The sequence below is a fragment of the Sphingobacterium sp. GVS05A genome, assembly GCF_019969845.1.
Taxonomy (GTDB): Bacteria; Bacteroidota; Bacteroidia; order Sphingobacteriales; family Sphingobacteriaceae; genus Sphingobacterium.
Window position 1 is genome coordinate 196184 of the sequence record NZ_JAHXYR010000007.1, and the last position, 14657, is coordinate 210840.

The 14657-nt window shown below is 38.9% G+C and carries 16 protein-coding genes and 1 other RNA gene; 8 read left to right on the forward strand and 9 right to left on the reverse strand.

Going from position 1 to position 14657, the window contains the following annotated elements; genetic code table 11:
• Positions 1-26 precede the first annotated feature (26 nt).
• A complete protein-coding gene (locus LC454_RS18020; RefSeq protein ID WP_223583847.1) occupies positions 27-1184 on the reverse strand; it encodes a hypothetical protein in 1158 nt (385 codons plus the stop codon).
• 95 nt (positions 1185-1279) lie between these two features.
• Here LC454_RS18020 and LC454_RS18025 point away from each other — a divergent pair, with 95 nt between their 5' ends.
• Both LC454_RS18025 and LC454_RS18030 read left to right on the forward strand, forming a co-directional pair.
• Complete coding sequence (locus LC454_RS18025) at positions 1280-1987, forward strand: tRNA1(Val) (adenine(37)-N6)-methyltransferase (RefSeq protein WP_223583848.1); 708 nt, start codon at positions 1280-1282, stop codon at positions 1985-1987.
• 3 nt (positions 1988-1990) lie between these two features.
• The gene (locus LC454_RS18030; protein ID WP_223583849.1) at positions 1991-2485 is read left to right on the forward strand and encodes a metallophosphoesterase family protein; all 495 of its coding nucleotides are present in this window, start codon (positions 1991-1993) and stop codon (positions 2483-2485) included.
• A gap of 208 nt (positions 2486-2693) precedes the next feature.
• Here the strand turns inward: LC454_RS18030 and LC454_RS18035 are convergent, their stop codons facing one another.
• Positions 2694-3029 carry a MerR family transcriptional regulator gene (locus LC454_RS18035; protein ID WP_077437903.1) on the reverse strand — a complete coding sequence of 112 codons (336 nt, stop codon included), beginning with the start codon at positions 3027-3029 and terminating at the stop codon, positions 2694-2696.
• Between the two features lie 295 nt (positions 3030-3324).
• Between LC454_RS18035 and LC454_RS18040 the strand changes: the two genes are divergently transcribed.
• Complete coding sequence (locus LC454_RS18040) at positions 3325-3660, forward strand: hypothetical protein (RefSeq protein WP_223583850.1); 336 nt, start codon at positions 3325-3327, stop codon at positions 3658-3660.
• 90 nt (positions 3661-3750) lie between these two features.
• On the opposite strand, the gene accD is transcribed toward LC454_RS18040, so the two are convergent.
• From accD to dprA, 5 genes are all read right to left on the reverse strand, one after another.
• Positions 3751-4593, reverse strand: coding sequence for an acetyl-CoA carboxylase, carboxyltransferase subunit beta (accD, locus tag LC454_RS18045; RefSeq protein WP_120261504.1), 843 nt, complete (start codon positions 4591-4593; stop codon positions 3751-3753).
• A gap of 225 nt (positions 4594-4818) precedes the next feature.
• Positions 4819-4916: signal recognition particle sRNA small type (gene ffs / locus LC454_RS18050), an RNA gene on the reverse strand.
• A gap of 150 nt (positions 4917-5066) precedes the next feature.
• Positions 5067-5294, reverse strand: a complete 228-nt coding sequence (locus tag LC454_RS18055) for a DUF6814 family protein (RefSeq protein ID WP_104384975.1) — start codon at positions 5292-5294, stop codon at positions 5067-5069.
• Complete coding sequence (locus tag LC454_RS18060; RefSeq protein ID WP_223583851.1) at positions 5287-6789, reverse strand: MFS transporter; 1503 nt, start codon at positions 6787-6789, stop codon at positions 5287-5289. The genes LC454_RS18055 and LC454_RS18060 overlap by 8 nt, the downstream gene beginning before the upstream one ends.
• 85 nt (positions 6790-6874) lie before the next feature.
• Positions 6875-7996 (reverse strand): DNA-processing protein DprA, encoded by a 1122-nt coding sequence (gene dprA, locus LC454_RS18065; protein ID WP_223583852.1) that lies wholly within the window; start codon positions 7994-7996, stop codon positions 6875-6877.
• A 379-nt stretch (positions 7997-8375) separates the two neighbouring features.
• Here dprA and LC454_RS18070 point away from each other — a divergent pair, with 379 nt between their 5' ends.
• Entirely contained in the window at positions 8376-8609 is a 234-nt protein-coding gene (locus tag LC454_RS18070) for a hypothetical protein (protein WP_223583853.1), read from the forward strand.
• Positions 8610-8686: 77 nt separating this feature from the next.
• Positions 8687-9277, forward strand: a complete 591-nt coding sequence (locus tag LC454_RS18075; protein ID WP_223583854.1) for a hypothetical protein — start codon at positions 8687-8689, stop codon at positions 9275-9277.
• On the opposite strand, the gene rsmG is transcribed toward LC454_RS18075, so the two are convergent.
• The gene (rsmG, locus tag LC454_RS18080) at positions 9278-9913 is read right to left on the reverse strand and encodes a 16S rRNA (guanine(527)-N(7))-methyltransferase RsmG (RefSeq protein ID WP_120261509.1); all 636 of its coding nucleotides are present in this window, start codon (positions 9911-9913) and stop codon (positions 9278-9280) included.
• Between the two features lie 22 nt (positions 9914-9935).
• On the reverse strand, positions 9936-11099 hold the full coding sequence (locus LC454_RS18085) for a glycosyltransferase (RefSeq protein ID WP_223583855.1): 1164 nt from the start codon (positions 11097-11099) through the stop codon (positions 9936-9938).
• A gap of 221 nt (positions 11100-11320) precedes the next feature.
• On the opposite strand from LC454_RS18085, the gene tgt reads away from it, so the two are divergent.
• The 3 genes from tgt to LC454_RS18100 all read left to right on the forward strand — a co-directional run bounded on the left by tgt (position 11321) and on the right by LC454_RS18100 (position 14630).
• On the forward strand, positions 11321-12451 hold the full coding sequence (gene tgt, locus LC454_RS18090; protein WP_120261511.1) for a tRNA guanosine(34) transglycosylase Tgt: 1131 nt from the start codon (positions 11321-11323) through the stop codon (positions 12449-12451).
• 78 nt (positions 12452-12529) lie between these two features.
• Positions 12530-13609 carry an LptF/LptG family permease gene (locus LC454_RS18095; RefSeq protein WP_223583856.1) on the forward strand — a complete coding sequence of 360 codons (1080 nt, stop codon included), beginning with the start codon at positions 12530-12532 and terminating at the stop codon, positions 13607-13609.
• Positions 13610-13718: 109 nt separating this feature from the next.
• A complete protein-coding gene (locus LC454_RS18100) occupies positions 13719-14630 on the forward strand; it encodes a DMT family transporter (protein ID WP_223583857.1) in 912 nt (303 codons plus the stop codon).
• The last annotated feature ends 27 nt before the right edge of the window (positions 14631-14657 follow it).

Below are 14657 nucleotides of genomic sequence, written 5' to 3' on the forward strand. Positions count from 1 at the left end.
TGAAAGCACGAACGTTATATCTTAAACTAAAATCTGAAAAAGACTTCTACACTTCCATAGTTTGATTGTATCGGTGTCAGGACCTTGCTACTCGCGTCATAAGGTGCATAGTGATAACCAAGTTCAATACCGACATATTTCTTATTCTTCATCTGGAAAAGAGAAGCAAAACCTAATCCCAAGTGTACATTATTAATGGTTACCATGCGATCGTTATAACCACCCTCATAATAGTAACCATCTGGGTCATAATATCCGTCTGAATAGATACTTTCCGTAATACCCGTATCTGTAATATCTATTCCTATTATTCCCTTGGGAATCAGAATACATTTTTCATTATCAAAAATTTTGTATCCTACAGCGCCACCTATAAATCCAGTTGCGGATGAATTGACTGTAACATTGGATCCTTCATAATTATAGTCGATATTTCTATCATTTGAATTGATCCGTACTTTAAAACCACCCTCGAAGATAAATTTACGTTCCAATGAACTCATCAACATAAACCCAAAGGTGACATTGCTGCCAAAGATCTTATTCGAACCACCTAGGGGACTCATTACACCGACCAAAGGGACATAACCTAATTTGGATTTGCTTCTGTTCCCATAGGTTTTAGGAGGGGTAAGAGGTCTTTCAATATCTTGGGTATAATCTTGATCTGCTTGCCCATTTTCCGGAGTATCCGTGTCAGCAAATAGGTGAAGAATATCTCTTTCATTATTATTGAGCTTATAATTGTCTGATGATAAAAGTGCCTTGGCTCTGATCTTGATTAAATTATCCAAGGGATGTCGCAAGGGGTAGAAATTGTACTTTTCTTTATTTTGTTCATACTGAGACGCAAAGTCATCCCGGTCGGCCGCATCTAAGCGTTGAACAAATGTCTTATCCAACTGATTGTTGATATAACGTTCAATTTCAGTGGAACTATTCTTTTTTTCGATAATGAGCAGGAGAATCCGCAAACGTTGGCCAAATTCCGTTACACCACAACTGGCTTGTAGTGTATTTAATAATGGTTCGATTTTGTCGAATTCGTTGCTGTTCAGTGAATTTGTTAGGAAGGGGAGGATTTCTGCGCTGTGTTTTTCACATGTTTCCTGTGCCCATACCTTTTGTGTCACAGGGAAACAGATTAATAGAAATAATGCAAAAATGAACTGACGGATCATCATGGCTTATGGATTTATCAGAGACTAAATTAACAAATTAATTGTATGATGCTGCCGTTATTTTGCAGCAAACATTCCAAAAGTTTTATCTTTGGCTCATGGCGTCAATATTTCGATTTAAACAATTTGAAGTTGATCAATCCAATTGTGCGATGAAGATCAATACAGATGGGGTATTGCTGGCATCATTGGTTGATACAAGCGATGCGAAGCGTGTTTTGGATGTGGGTACCGGTACTGGTGTGATTGCGCTCATGTTGGCTCAGCGCTTGATCGATAGCCAGATAGAGGCTGTGGAAATAGATGCGTTGGCCGCAGAGATGGCGAGCAGAAACTTCAGTAATTCGATTTTTGGCAGCCGTCTTGTATTGCATGCCAAGTCATTTCAACAATTGCAAACAGGTGTGTTCTATGATCTGATAGTATCGAATCCTCCTTTTTATACAGATTCATTGCATAACCCAGATGCGCGGAAGAAATTGGCCCGGCACAGTGATCTGGACTTTTTTCGGGAATTGCTACGCTTCGCGTCGTTGCATTTAACTTCCGTGGGTAGACTCGTTTTGATTCTCCCTACCCAACTTGCAGAAACCCTAACCGCACTGGCGATTGATCATGGATTGCATTGTACTGCTGAAATTCAGATAAGATCATTTGATGGGGATCCTGTTATTCGAAAGATTTTGACCTTCGGGCGTATGCAAACAACAGCGATTGATCAAGCTGAATTTGTGATTTATCAATCTAAGGGTGTTTACTCGGAATCTTATAAGAATGCCTTGGCGCCTTATTTTTTAGCTTTCTAAACTATGACAAAAATTGGACTTATTTCGGATACACATTCTTATTTAGATGAATCTGTATTCAAGTACTTTGCTGATTGTGATGAAATTTGGCATGCAGGGGATTTTGGCGATGCTGATGTAGCGGACCAATTGGAAGCTTTTAGGCCTTTACGTGGGGTTTATGGAAACATAGATGGAAGAGATCTGCGGTTACGTTTTCCCGAAGATTTGCGGTTTACCTGTGAGGAGGTGGAGGTTTTTATGACCCATATTGGTGGTTACCCTGGCAAATATGCAGGACGGATAAAGGCCGAGTTAATAGCAAATCCACCTAAGTTGTTTATTACGGGACACTCTCATATTCTTAAAGTTGTGTTTGACCCGAAAATCGGTTGTCTTCATCTCAATCCCGGAGCTGCAGGAAAACATGGTTGGCATAAAGTAAGAACACTCATGCGCTTTGATATCAATAAAGATAAGATCGAAAACCTAGAAGTTATTGAACTCAATGAGCGATAGCCAATAAAAGATCTATTTACAGACTTCTATAGATCAGATTTTATTTGCCAGAAAAATTGCTGCCACTAGCTTAATGCAGGAATCCGTAAGCATATCGATTACATAGTCAATTGAAGGTCCTGTAGATATTGCTGCAAAATTGTGGCACGTGTGTGTATGGATCTGGGGTTTGGTGAAACCAGATACGGAGTTCTGAGGGTGTGACAGGTTATAAGGAGTCACGTACTTCCAGAAGAAAGCTTTTTAACCGCTCTAAAGAGTCCACTACGCGTTGATTTTCTTTTGCTTCGGATTTATTGTCACGAAGATAGTCTCTTGCACCTTGCAGGGTATATCCTTTTTCTTTTACTAAATTGAAGATGATTTTGAGGTTTGCGATATCTTCTTGCGTAAAGAGACGATTGCCCTTTTTATTTTTCTTGGGTTGAAGAATATCAAATTCACGCTCATAAAAACGTATCTGGGATGCATTTACATCAAACATCTCTGTCACTTCTCCCATTGTATAATACAATTTATTTATTTCACGCTCTTTGTACGGCATATCTTCGCAATTAATCTATAGCAAACTTAATAAAAATTCCAGTTCAAAAAGAAATTTTGCGATTTCTTATTTTAGTTCAGGAGGAAATAGAGCTATGAAAATGAGTCGGTAATAGCGAATTGTTTTCTGATTCCAAACAGATTTTAAAAGTGATGAACATTTGGTGTGTGCCTTATTGTAGGGGTTGTAGATCTTGAGTCTATGTTGTTTCTATTTGTGCATTATGGTTATCATTGTAAATGAAGACTAAATTAGCTAAGTTTGGCTAGGTTTGAAACCTATTTTGATCGATCGTATGATTATAGTTAGCAAGTTTTGGACAAATTTACTCTCTTTTGGTAAAGCTAATGCGATTACTATTTTTCCTATTATATTTCTAAAATATGGCTCTTTTAAAGATAATAGGGCATTAATCCGTCATGAGCGCATCCATTTGCGTCAAGCATTGGAATTGGGGATTGTGTTATTCTACCTTTGGTATTTGTGTGAATTTGTCATCCGTTTTGTTCGCTTGCGCGATTTTGATCAGGCCTATCTCAGTATTTCTTTCGAGCGAGAAGCTTATCGTCACGAAGATGATCCCGATTACTTGTCAAAAAGGAAGATTTGGGCATTTTGGCATCACTTATAAATATTGTGAATCTGGAATTAATTATAGCACAAAAAAGCTCTTAAAATATATTTTAAGAGCTTTTTTATATTTAGCTTTCCTTTTTCCGTTTTATCCGACCAATTTGAGATAAGTAGCTACTTTGTCTTTTAATTGTCTACGGTCAACTATGAAGTCCAAAAATCCATGTTCAAGGACAAACTCGGATGTTTGGAATCCTTTTGGAAGATCTTTTTTGATTGTTTCTTTAATAACACGAGGGCCAGCAAATCCGATCAATGCGCCTGGTTCAGCAATGTTGACATCACCTAGCATCGCATAGGATGCAGTAACTCCGCCTGTCGTTGGGTCCGTCAATAGACAAACATAAGGAAGTCCTGCTTGCGCCAATAAAGCTAATTTAGCTGAAGTTTTTGCCATTTGCATCAAAGAGAATGCCGCTTCCATCATACGCGCACCACCCGATTTTGAGATCAACATAAATGGAATTTTATGTTCAATACAGTAATCAATCGAACGTGCAATTTTTTCTCCTACAACAGATCCCATTGATCCACCAATGAAGCTAAAGTCCATACAAGCGATCACGATGTCTTTGCCATTCATTTTTCCGTGACCTGAGCGTATTGCATCTTTCAGACCTGTTTTTGCTTGACTTTCTTTTAAGCGTTCAGGGTATGGTTTTGAATCGAAGAATTCCAGTGGATCACCAGAATTTAGATTAGGGAATAGTTCAGTAAATTCGTTATTGTCAAATAAAATTGAAAAATATTCTTTGGAGCCAATTCTTAAATGATGGTCACAATATTGACAAACATAGTCGTTTTCTACTTGTTCAAGATGCAACAACGGCTTTTTACAAGTGGGACACTTGTTCCACATGCCATCTGGTGCTTCCTTTTTATTAGCGGTAGCTGTGCTAATACCAGCTTTTTCTCTTTTAAACCAACTCATACGATAGTTCTTATTCGATTACAAACTTAGATAAAAATGCTTTTATATACAATTATAATTGCGTTGAATGTAAATGACAGTAAATCAGTGTATTTGTCTATAAAGCTTAATTGTTAATATTCCGATGTATAATAATAGACCAGTTTAGAACGCAAATTGTTTTGTTAAAAAAGGAGCTGAAGTAAGGTTAAGCAGGAGGATTGAACCAAAAATTTGGGCACAAAAAAAGGGTAAGCTACTCCTATCGCACCGCTCAACCAAATACCCTTGCTTTGTTCCCAACCTGGGGGAGTCAATGGGAGCTGGTCGTAGAAGACTTACCCGCCACAAAAGTAGAAAAAAAAATAGTTTTAGGAAAGAAAAAATGCCTTTTTATTCTAGGGTGCTGATTCTCATGAGAATAAATTGTTCAGAGGGCCATCTTGCTGGTATAAATAATCCATTAAGATGGCCATAAAGTATTTTTTAACGCATTACATCTTCTTTCTGTCGTACTCGCCTAGCAAAGAATAGTACCCAAACAGACCTAAACCGAGGGAAATGATCGGCGTTAAGATGCACAGTATAATAATACCAAAGACCAGATCCTCTTGGTGCCCTGTTGAAATCTTAGGTAATGCCAGTTCAAAAATGGAAAAGTATGCGGTGTATATGGCCAAAAGGATCCATACAATACCGAGAAGCTTTTTTAGATTATTCATGGTTTGGGGGTGTTGATTTGTTGTTGATATATAGACTGCCAATAATAAAGCAGACAGCGGCTATAATGATGGGATATCCTAATCCCGCTAAATAGAATTGTGGGGTGTTGGAAGCTTCTGCGTTAGTGGTGAGGTAAGTGGAAACTGCGGGTAGGAGCCCTCCAAATATACCATTACCGACATGGTAGGGCAAAGACATGGACGTATATCTGATTTTTACGGGAAATAGTTCAACCAAAAATGCCGCAATCGGTCCATATACCATCGTAATATAGATCACTTGAATAAATATAAGGGCAACGAGCATGATATAATTTTTACCGGCCAAATGGGTGGTTGTTTTAATCGTTTCTTTTCCTTTAAGCTCACCTGTCTGATGTTGGATTTTTGAACTGGTCATTTCTGTTCCATCGTCATATTGACTTTTGGTGACGGTAACAATGGCTGAATTTTGTTCGGTGCCCGGTGTTGTTGTTTCGTTTAATTTTGTTTTCTGTTGAACATTCGATAGCTGGTACATGGATTCGTAGATTGGACGGTAGGTCAGCACGGCAAGGAGCATGCCGCCCAACATGATCCATTTACGGCCGACTTTGTCACTAAGCCATCCAAAGACGACAAAGAAAGGTGTGCCTAGCAGCAGTGCAATACCTAAAATGGTATCAGCCTGATCGGATTGGAGATGCATGACTGTTTTCATGAAACTCATGGAATAGAATTGACCGGTGTACCAAACCACACCCTGTCCCATCGCTGCACCAAATAGGGCTAATAACACAAACTTGAGGTTATAGCGATTTCCGAAACTCTCTTTTAATGGATTTGTACTTGTCTTGCCCTCAGCTTTGGCTTTGCTAAATTCGGGTGATTCCTTCATCTTCTTACGGATGAGATATGATACGTAGACCATAACTAGAGAGAGTAGAAAAGGGACGCGCCAGCCCCAACTGTCAAACTGTGTTTCACTCAGAAAGTTTTTGGTTAAAAGAATCACTACAAGAGATATAAATAGACCAAATGTAGCTGTGGTCTGTATCCAGGATGTCCAATAACCGCGTTGCCCCACTGGCGCATGTTCTGCCACATAAGTGGCTGCGCCTCCGTATTCACCCCCCAAAGCGAGTCCTTGTAAAAGACGTAGGATCAGTACAATTAATGGTGCCCAAAAACCGATGCTTGCATAGCTTGGGATACAACCGATCAAAAATGTTGCACCACCCATGAGCATCAGTGTCACCATAAAGGTGTATTTGCGTCCTATAATATCACCTAGTCGACCAAAAAATAACGCGCCAAAAGGGCGTACGACAAATCCAGCGGCAAAGGTGGCTAATGTAGATAGAAAAGCTGCTGTCGGATTGTCGGAGGGGAAAAACTTCGTTGAGATCACGATGGAGAGACTTCCGAAAATAAAAAAATCATACCATTCAATGAGTGTCCCCATGGAAGAGGCACCGATGACTTTCCAGATGCTCTTTGTACTGTTGTCGTTCATTAATAATTGGTTTAGTGTTATGTTTGCTTACTTTAGAAATATTATATGTATTATTTAAAATCTTGTTACGTAACCTCCAGATAATTTATTTGGTTGCCACGAGTGGTTGTCCAAGCGATTTATAGACTTTTCCGGGCAGCGAATGGATCAGTGATTGCATTTCCAATTCCAATAAGACCAAAGCCAATTTACTCTGTGGCCATTGAAGCTGGTCGATCATCTGATTAAGCTCCAGTTGTCCTGTTGCATGAATGAGGTTAAAAAGGCGCTCCTGATCCTTATCCAATTTAAAGGGAAGTGCTAATTGTTGGTTGGCTTCATTTTTTTTACTGATTTCCCAATTCATCAGATATTCGAGATCCTGAACATTCCTGATCATATGTGCCCGATTTGTTTTGATCAGATAGTTGGTTCCTTCACTACTCTTTTCGTAAATGGATCCCGGAAAGGCACATACATCTCTATTATAGCTATTTGCTATTTCGGCTGTGATCAAAGCTCCGCCTTTGATTGCTGCTTCTACAACAATCGTGACATCTGCCATTCCAGCGATAATGCGATTACGCATCGGGAAATTAACCCGCTCAGGTATGGTTTCAGATGTAAATTCGGTCAATAAGCCACCATGTTCGAGCATCTTTGATGCTAGTTCACGGTGCGAGGCAGGGTATATCCGATCCAATCCATGTCCAAGCACTGCAACCGTTGGTATATTGTTCTTTAGGGCGTTGCGATGTGCCAATGCATCAATGCCATATGCGAGACCGCTGACAATCAGCAGATCTTGATTTTCATTTAAGCCTTGCATAAAGTCTTCGCATAGCCGCTGTCCATAATGTGTTGCGTTTCTCGTCCCAACGATACTGATCACTTTTGTTGAGTTGAGTGCGGCATGTCCCTTGTAATATAACATGAGAGGAGCATCATCACATTGCTTGAGTCGATCGGGATAGTCCTTATCTTCGATCCATAAGGCTTTGATGCGATGTTTATCAATAAAAGCGAGTTCTTTTTCACAGGCTTCCAGGTATGTTTTGTTGTGTATTGCGTCTGCAATTGATTCCCGTACTCCGGGGATTTGCATCAGATCTTTTTTTGAATAGGAAAAGAAATCCGCTAAGCTATCACTATGGGCTATGATACTACGGGCTGTTCTAGGGCCAATGCCCTTGATCTTAGTCAAAGCTATGGGATAGATTAGTTTCATAATTGGGTACTTTAAATATAGTGAAAAATTATAAATCTTGTATGACTTTTCATTAGAATAAGCAATTCGTGTTGAAGGTTGTTTTTAACAACATGTATAATCTTTAATTAGATGAAAGCACAACAGAAATAGGCTGGATTATGACATCCCTTGGGTTTTGTGGTACCGTCGAGATGGTAGGTCGTGCATAGTTTCTGTACCGAACGTTTCATATCATTGCCGCTGACTGATGCTTTTTGAGCAGGAATGTCCATTTGTCTTATTGCAGTTGAGATAATAATAATCTGCGAACTTTCTTTTTATGGTGAAGAAATGGAGGTCGTGTTTGGAAAGAATGTGCTGGATTTGGTAGCTTTGCTTGATTAACAATATTTTTAGCATGGAAATGAAAGAACCTTTTGATATCGAGTTAGGTGATGTGATTTATTCTGTTTTTCCGGAAGAGGAGGATACCTATGTTGTCTTTAAAGATGGAACGGAATATGTAAAAATTATTAAGGATACAGATACCACCTGGTTGAAACTGAATCCTGAAACTGAGTTGCCAATGTTCGGCATGGACGAAGAGGTTAACCTGATCGGTGAGGAGATCAAAAAAGAACTGGGGCAATAAGTCATATAAGTTAAAGATCGTTAAAGTCATTTCGGCCTTATTCCCTGTTGGTTATCTTAGGGTAATCAATTATAGGTATGGCACGTATTGTTTTCCTGTTTTTAATCGCTTTTTGTTTTTATTTGGCTTCTGATCGGCCGATTTTTGCTCAGCCTGTAAAATTCGTTTTGCAGGATACTGTAAAAAAGAAGAATGGAAAAGATACGCTCCGATTAGATACAATCCAGGTTAAGCGTAAAAATAACCCAGCCGAGGACAAGCTTAACGAAAAAAAAGAAACTTACAAATCCATTTACGTCTTAGGGGATAGCAAGGAGATGGTTAACTTGCCCAAGAAAGGTGGGGTAGGGCTGAGTATTAATAAGCTTTATAATAAGTTGAGTCGAAAAGGGCGGAATGCGAGAAAGCTTCAGCGACAGTTTGAAAAGGAATATCAACAGGATCTGATTCGGGAGGAATGGTATCCGCTGACGAAGGAATACAGTAAGTTGTCGGGAGATTCGTTACGCAAATTTAGGATATATTATGAACCCACTATAAAGTGGTTTCGTGAGCATGATCGGTATGAAAAGATCGCTTATATACATAAGTGCTTAACATATTATCTAGACTCTGTAGACATTATCCATAGGCGACTTCAGTTTCCTATGGATAATGCAAAACTTTAACTACATAGGTACGTATACCAAATATTTTGTATCGAAGAAGTCTTCCTTAAAGTAACTCGAGAGTGGGTGCAATTCGGCTTTTAATTTGGATTCTTTGATTTCTTCACTTAGGTCGCCACCTTTGAGGTAGAGGATCCCGTTTGGAATTCCGTTTTTATCTTTTTTTGCAAATTTGTTTCGGATCCAAGGTGTAAAATCTCCGAGTCTGGTTACAGCCCGTGATATAACGAAGTCGTATTTGTCGTCTAATTGTTCGGCACGAATATGATCGGCTTCTACATTTTTAAGTCCTAATGCTGCTGCGACCTCACGAACTACTTTGATTTTTTTTCCGATCGAATCCACCAAATGAAACTTAACTTCTGGAAACAGGATCGCCATGGGAATACCCGGGAAACCACCACCGGTTCCGACATCTAAAACCTGTGTTCCTGGGGCTAACTCTTGCACAAATTTGGCAATACCCAATGAATGTAATACATGATGAAGGTATAGACTATCGATGTCCTTACGTGAAATTACATTGATCTGGCTATTCCATAAAGTGTAGAGGTCTGCAAGTTTTGCAAACTGTTCTTTCTGTATATCCGTTAATTTCGGAAAGTAGGCGTAGATGATATCGACTGTAGGATTCAAAATGTGATGTTTTAAAGGTGAATTATTTCCAGCTTATTTTTTTCTTTTTTCGGCTGAACAAACCATTGATGCAAATATAGAAATAGTAGATGAAGTCTACCAATGGAAGCCACCAAATCAGCTCTTTCACTTCGAGTTTCTTGTAAATAGATGTAAAAACGGCCCATTGGGTGAATAGTCGCAGCAAGTAAGCTGTAAGGGGAACATACCAAAAAGCAGGAAAAGCAATAGTAGCAGCAATCAGGGTCAGGTAAAATAATACCGCAGAAACCAGTTGCGTTCCCAACATGCGTTGATGGCGTTTTTTATAGATGGTGGATGCCCCAGAATGTCTCGCTTTTTGTTTATAATAACTTTTCCAGGTTGTTTTGGGAGCTGAGTAAACAATAGCAGCTGATGCAAGGGCGATATTGACATTTATTGCTGTTGCATTTTGATTGACAAAAAGATCGTCATCACCAGATTTAATATGCATGTGTGCTGCAAATCCTTTATTTCGAAAGAAGAGATCTTTTTTGTAGGCCATGTTCCGACCGACTCCCATATAGGCATCTCCTTTGAGTGCATAGGAGAGGTAACTCATAGCAGTATGGCTCGTTTCAAACCGGATTAAGAGATTGAGTAGACCTCTTTTCTTAAAATAGGGTGAATAGCCCAATACGATTTCGGTCTCTGGTCTAAAGGCAGAAGCAACTTCTTTCAACCATTGATCAGATTGAGGTGCGCAATCTGCATCGGTAAAAACCAAAGTCTCATATTTCGAAGCTTTGATCCCCATGCTCACAGCGAATTTTTTACCATGTTTCAACCGGATATGCTCTTTGATATCGACAATCTTTAAATGGGCATATTGCTCATCAAATTCCTGAAGTACCCAAGGGGTTTCGTCCGTAGAAAAATCATTTACGACAATGACCTCGAAATTGGCATAATCTTGATTGAGGATACTGGGCAGAAATTCCCTAAGATTGTCCTGTTCATTGTGCGCACAGATAATGACAGATAATGGAGGAAGATCAGTTTCCGTTTGATTCGTTTCAATTTGATATCTGCTCAATTTGCTGTAAACAAATAAGATGTAATATAATTGTGCCAATAGGAAAAGACCTAATATCCCAAATATGATATATGGAAGATTGGCCAAAAATACATGTAGGTCAAGCATAGCCCACAAAGATAAGCGCATTCGTAATCTTTTTATAAAGGAAAATGATAATTTATTCCTGAAACATCCTGTTTGCAAATCTTTTTATAGTATTTTTGCAACATATTTTAGGAAAAGACGGGCGTGACATATCCGTAAGCGGAACCTTATTTCCGTTACGAAAAACAGTCTTACTGGCGTTATGAAAAAACATACGCGGAATCTGTCTACTAGAATATAATTAGTCACAGAGGAAAATATTAATGAAATTTACGCTACAAGCACAAGATACACTGTCAAAAGCACGTGCGGGTGTTGTCGAAACTGCACACGGTCCCATTCAAACTCCAATCTTTATGCCTGTTGGCACCGCTGGTACGGTGAAAGCCATTCATCAGCATGAGTTGAAAAATGATATTGAAGCACAGATTATTTTAGGTAATACCTATCATCTTTATCTGCGTCCGGGATTGGATGTGCTGAATAAGGCCGGAGGATTACATAAGTTTAATGGTTGGGATCGTCCGATCTTGACGGATTCTGGCGGTTATCAAGTATACTCGTTGACAGAGGTGCGTAAGATTAAGGAAGAGGGAGTTACTTTCCGTTCGCACATTGATGGTTCAAAACATCTTTTTACACCAGAAAATGTGATGGATACGCAGCGTATTATCGGTGCAGATATCATTATGGCATTTGATGAATGTACACCTTATCCATGTGATTATGGTTATGCACGTCGTTCTTTGGATATGACCCATCGTTGGTTGAAACGCTGTGTAGATCGTTTTGATAGCACTGATCCTCTTTATGGATATGATCAGACATTATTTCCTATCGTGCAGGGATCGGTTTATAAAGATTTAAGGATAAAATCCGCAGAGACAATAGCATCCTTTAATCGGGATGGAAATGCAATTGGTGGATTATCCGTGGGTGAACCGGCAGAGGAAATGTACGCGATGACCGAAGTGGTTTGTGATATTTTACCGCAAGAAAAACCACGTTATTTAATGGGGGTAGGTACTCCTGTAAATATCCTGGAAAATATCGCTTTGGGGGTTGATATGTTTGACTGTGTAATGCCAACGCGTAATGCGCGAAATGGTATGTTGTTTACACAAAATGGTATCATCAACATCAAAAATGAAAAATGGAAGGATGATTTTTCACCTATTGAAGCAGAAAGTGATTTACATACCGATCAATTCTATTCAAAGGCTTATTTAAGACATCTGATAAAATCACAGGAAATTTTAGGAGCGCAAATTGCTTCATTACACAATTTACATTTTTATCTTTGGTTGGTCAATCAAGCCCGGGAGAAAATCATAGATGGTACATTCTATGACTGGAAAAATAAAATGGTTAAAATTTTGGATCAACGTTTGTAATAGAGTCACATAAGAATAAAATATAGATAAAGTATGTAAGCCCTAGGCTTGCAGAAGTAGAGTCTCAAATCTAACAATATGCTTTCGTTAATCGATCGTTACATCATCAAAAAGTACCTGACAACATTTGTGTTCACGATGGCCATATTCACCGTGGTTATGGTTGTTTTTGATGTGTCCGAAAGATTGGATGACTTTTTGAAATATAAGGCACCTTTAGATAAGATTATCTTTGAGTATTATGCTGGATTTATTCCATTCTATCTTAATTTTCTCTGTCCACTGATCAATTTTATTGCGGTTATCTTTTTTACCTCAAAAATGGCGGATCAGACGGAGATTGTTCCAATATTAAGTGCGGGATACAGTTTCAACCGTTTGCTGCGGCCTTATATGATAGCTGCAACATTGATCTTTATCGTTTCTTTGGTGTTCAATATCTTCATTATTCCGCATACCAATAAAATGAAGGTGGATTTTGAGAACATCTATGTGAAGCCGTTGAAAGATAATTCTCGTGTCTCCACGCATATGCAACTGGATAAAAACAGCTATGTGTATATTGATAATTTTGATAATACAACCAAGACCGGTTATGGTTTCGTATTGGAGATTTTCAAAGGGGATACATTGAAGGAAAAGATGATGGCTGACCGTATCACATGGGATTCCGTAGCTACAAAATGGAAAATTGAGGGATACACCAATCGTGTTATTAACGGACTACATGAGCGAATGGACAAAGGAACGGTCAAAGATACGACTTTGGACATGAAACCATCGGATTTTGAATTACGGGATAATATGTTTACTGCAATGGATACCCGTGAACTCAATATTCGTATTCATAAAGAGGAAACAAGGGGGACTGGGGTGATGAATGATCTGCTGCTGGAGAAATATAAACGTTATGTTTATCCATTCTCCGCTTTTGTTTTGACCTTAATGGGTGTGGCTCTTTCTTCCAAAAAGGTCAGAGGGGGGATTGGTTTAAGTTTAGGTATCGGAATCGGCTTAAGTTTTACATATATTGTTTTTATTCAATTTGCGACCATGTTTTCGCTGAAAGGAGGATTACCGCCATTGGTTGCGGTATTGATCCCTAATGTGACTTTCTTGTTGGTGGCAATTTTTCTGACGATAAAGGCTCCAAAATAATTCCAATTCATATCATCATTAGCTTAAGCAGTTTATATCAAAGGGAAAAATAAGTGTTGCTCCTAATCGTTTTCATTGCCATTACAAAATAAATTATATTCTATTGAATATGTCTAAAATTCAACTAAATCGGAATATTCTAATTCTGCATTTAACAATCCTTATTTGGGGGTTTACAGGGATCTTGGGTAGCCTCATTTCTGTTTCTGCTATCCATCTGGTGTGGTATCGCGTGGCGATTGCGTCTATTTCCTTGTTGGTCTATTTTCTGTTGACCAAACAATCGATATTGGTTTCTAAAAAACAGTTTCTGCAGTTTTTTATGGTCGGGACCGTTGTCGGTTTACACTGGGTTTTATTTTTCTATTCCATTAAGGTATCTACCGTCTCGGTAACGCTGGTTACTTTGTCTTCGGTGACATTGTTTACGGCTATATTGGAACCTATTGTAAACAAAAAACGTATTGCATTACTGGATATTGTCGTCGGTCTGGTGATTATTATAGGGATTTATACCATATTTTCGTTTGAGACACATTATCTGGTTGGTTTATTGGCTGGCCTTGGTTGCGCTTTCTGTGCAAGTATATTTTCCATTGCCAATGCAAGAATGGTCAAGAAATCCAGCCCAACGCTGATCACATTTTATGAGATGCTGGGAGCATTTTTTTGGATCAGTATACTTATGCTGTTTACAGGAGATTTTAATGCTGAGATGAAATTGGGACAACAGGATCTGATTTATCTTTTATTATTAGGCGTAGTTTGTACAGCGGTGGCCTATGTGATGGGGGTAGCAGTAATGAAGGAATTATCCGCTTTTACTGTTGCATTAACCACTAATCTGGAGCCTGTCTATGGTATACTTTTAGCAATGTTGATCTTTGGTCAGAAAGAAACGATGAGTGGTGGGTTTTATCTTGGTGCTTGTATCGTTCTCGGAGCTGTGTTTACCTATCCTTATGTGAAAACGAAATTGGAGAAAAGACAAAAAGAGCTAATCATCCGCAAATTGCACTAAAGATTACTGAGGTGTCCGGCAACTCCG

What these genes read in the sequence shown, in the direction of transcription:
- LC454_RS18020 (WP_223583847.1), bottom strand. Translation starts at nt 1,184, where the DNA reads ATGATGATCCGTCAGTTCATTTTTGCATTATTTCTATTAATCTGTTTC.
- LC454_RS18025 (WP_223583848.1), top strand. Translation starts at nt 1,280, where the DNA reads ATGGCGTCAATATTTCGATTTAAACAATTTGAAGTTGATCAATCCAAT.
- LC454_RS18030 (WP_223583849.1), top strand. Translation starts at nt 1,991, where the DNA reads ATGACAAAAATTGGACTTATTTCGGATACACATTCTTATTTAGATGAA.
- LC454_RS18035 (WP_077437903.1), bottom strand. Translation starts at nt 3,029, where the DNA reads ATGCCGTACAAAGAGCGTGAAATAAATAAATTGTATTATACAATGGGA.
- LC454_RS18040 (WP_223583850.1), top strand. Translation starts at nt 3,325, where the DNA reads ATGATTATAGTTAGCAAGTTTTGGACAAATTTACTCTCTTTTGGTAAA.
- accD (WP_120261504.1), bottom strand. Translation starts at nt 4,593, where the DNA reads ATGAGTTGGTTTAAAAGAGAAAAAGCTGGTATTAGCACAGCTACCGCT.
- LC454_RS18055 (WP_104384975.1), bottom strand. Translation starts at nt 5,294, where the DNA reads ATGAATAATCTAAAAAAGCTTCTCGGTATTGTATGGATCCTTTTGGCC.
- LC454_RS18060 (WP_223583851.1), bottom strand. Translation starts at nt 6,789, where the DNA reads ATGAACGACAACAGTACAAAGAGCATCTGGAAAGTCATCGGTGCCTCT.
- dprA (WP_223583852.1), bottom strand. Translation starts at nt 7,996, where the DNA reads ATGAAACTAATCTATCCCATAGCTTTGACTAAGATCAAGGGCATTGGC.
- LC454_RS18070 (WP_223583853.1), top strand. Translation starts at nt 8,376, where the DNA reads ATGGAAATGAAAGAACCTTTTGATATCGAGTTAGGTGATGTGATTTAT.
- LC454_RS18075 (WP_223583854.1), top strand. Translation starts at nt 8,687, where the DNA reads ATGGCACGTATTGTTTTCCTGTTTTTAATCGCTTTTTGTTTTTATTTG.
- LC454_RS18085 (WP_223583855.1), bottom strand. Translation starts at nt 11,099, where the DNA reads ATGCGCTTATCTTTGTGGGCTATGCTTGACCTACATGTATTTTTGGCC.
- tgt (WP_120261511.1), top strand. Translation starts at nt 11,321, where the DNA reads ATGAAATTTACGCTACAAGCACAAGATACACTGTCAAAAGCACGTGCG.
- LC454_RS18095 (WP_223583856.1), top strand. Translation starts at nt 12,530, where the DNA reads ATGCTTTCGTTAATCGATCGTTACATCATCAAAAAGTACCTGACAACA.
- LC454_RS18100 (WP_223583857.1), top strand. Translation starts at nt 13,719, where the DNA reads ATGTCTAAAATTCAACTAAATCGGAATATTCTAATTCTGCATTTAACA.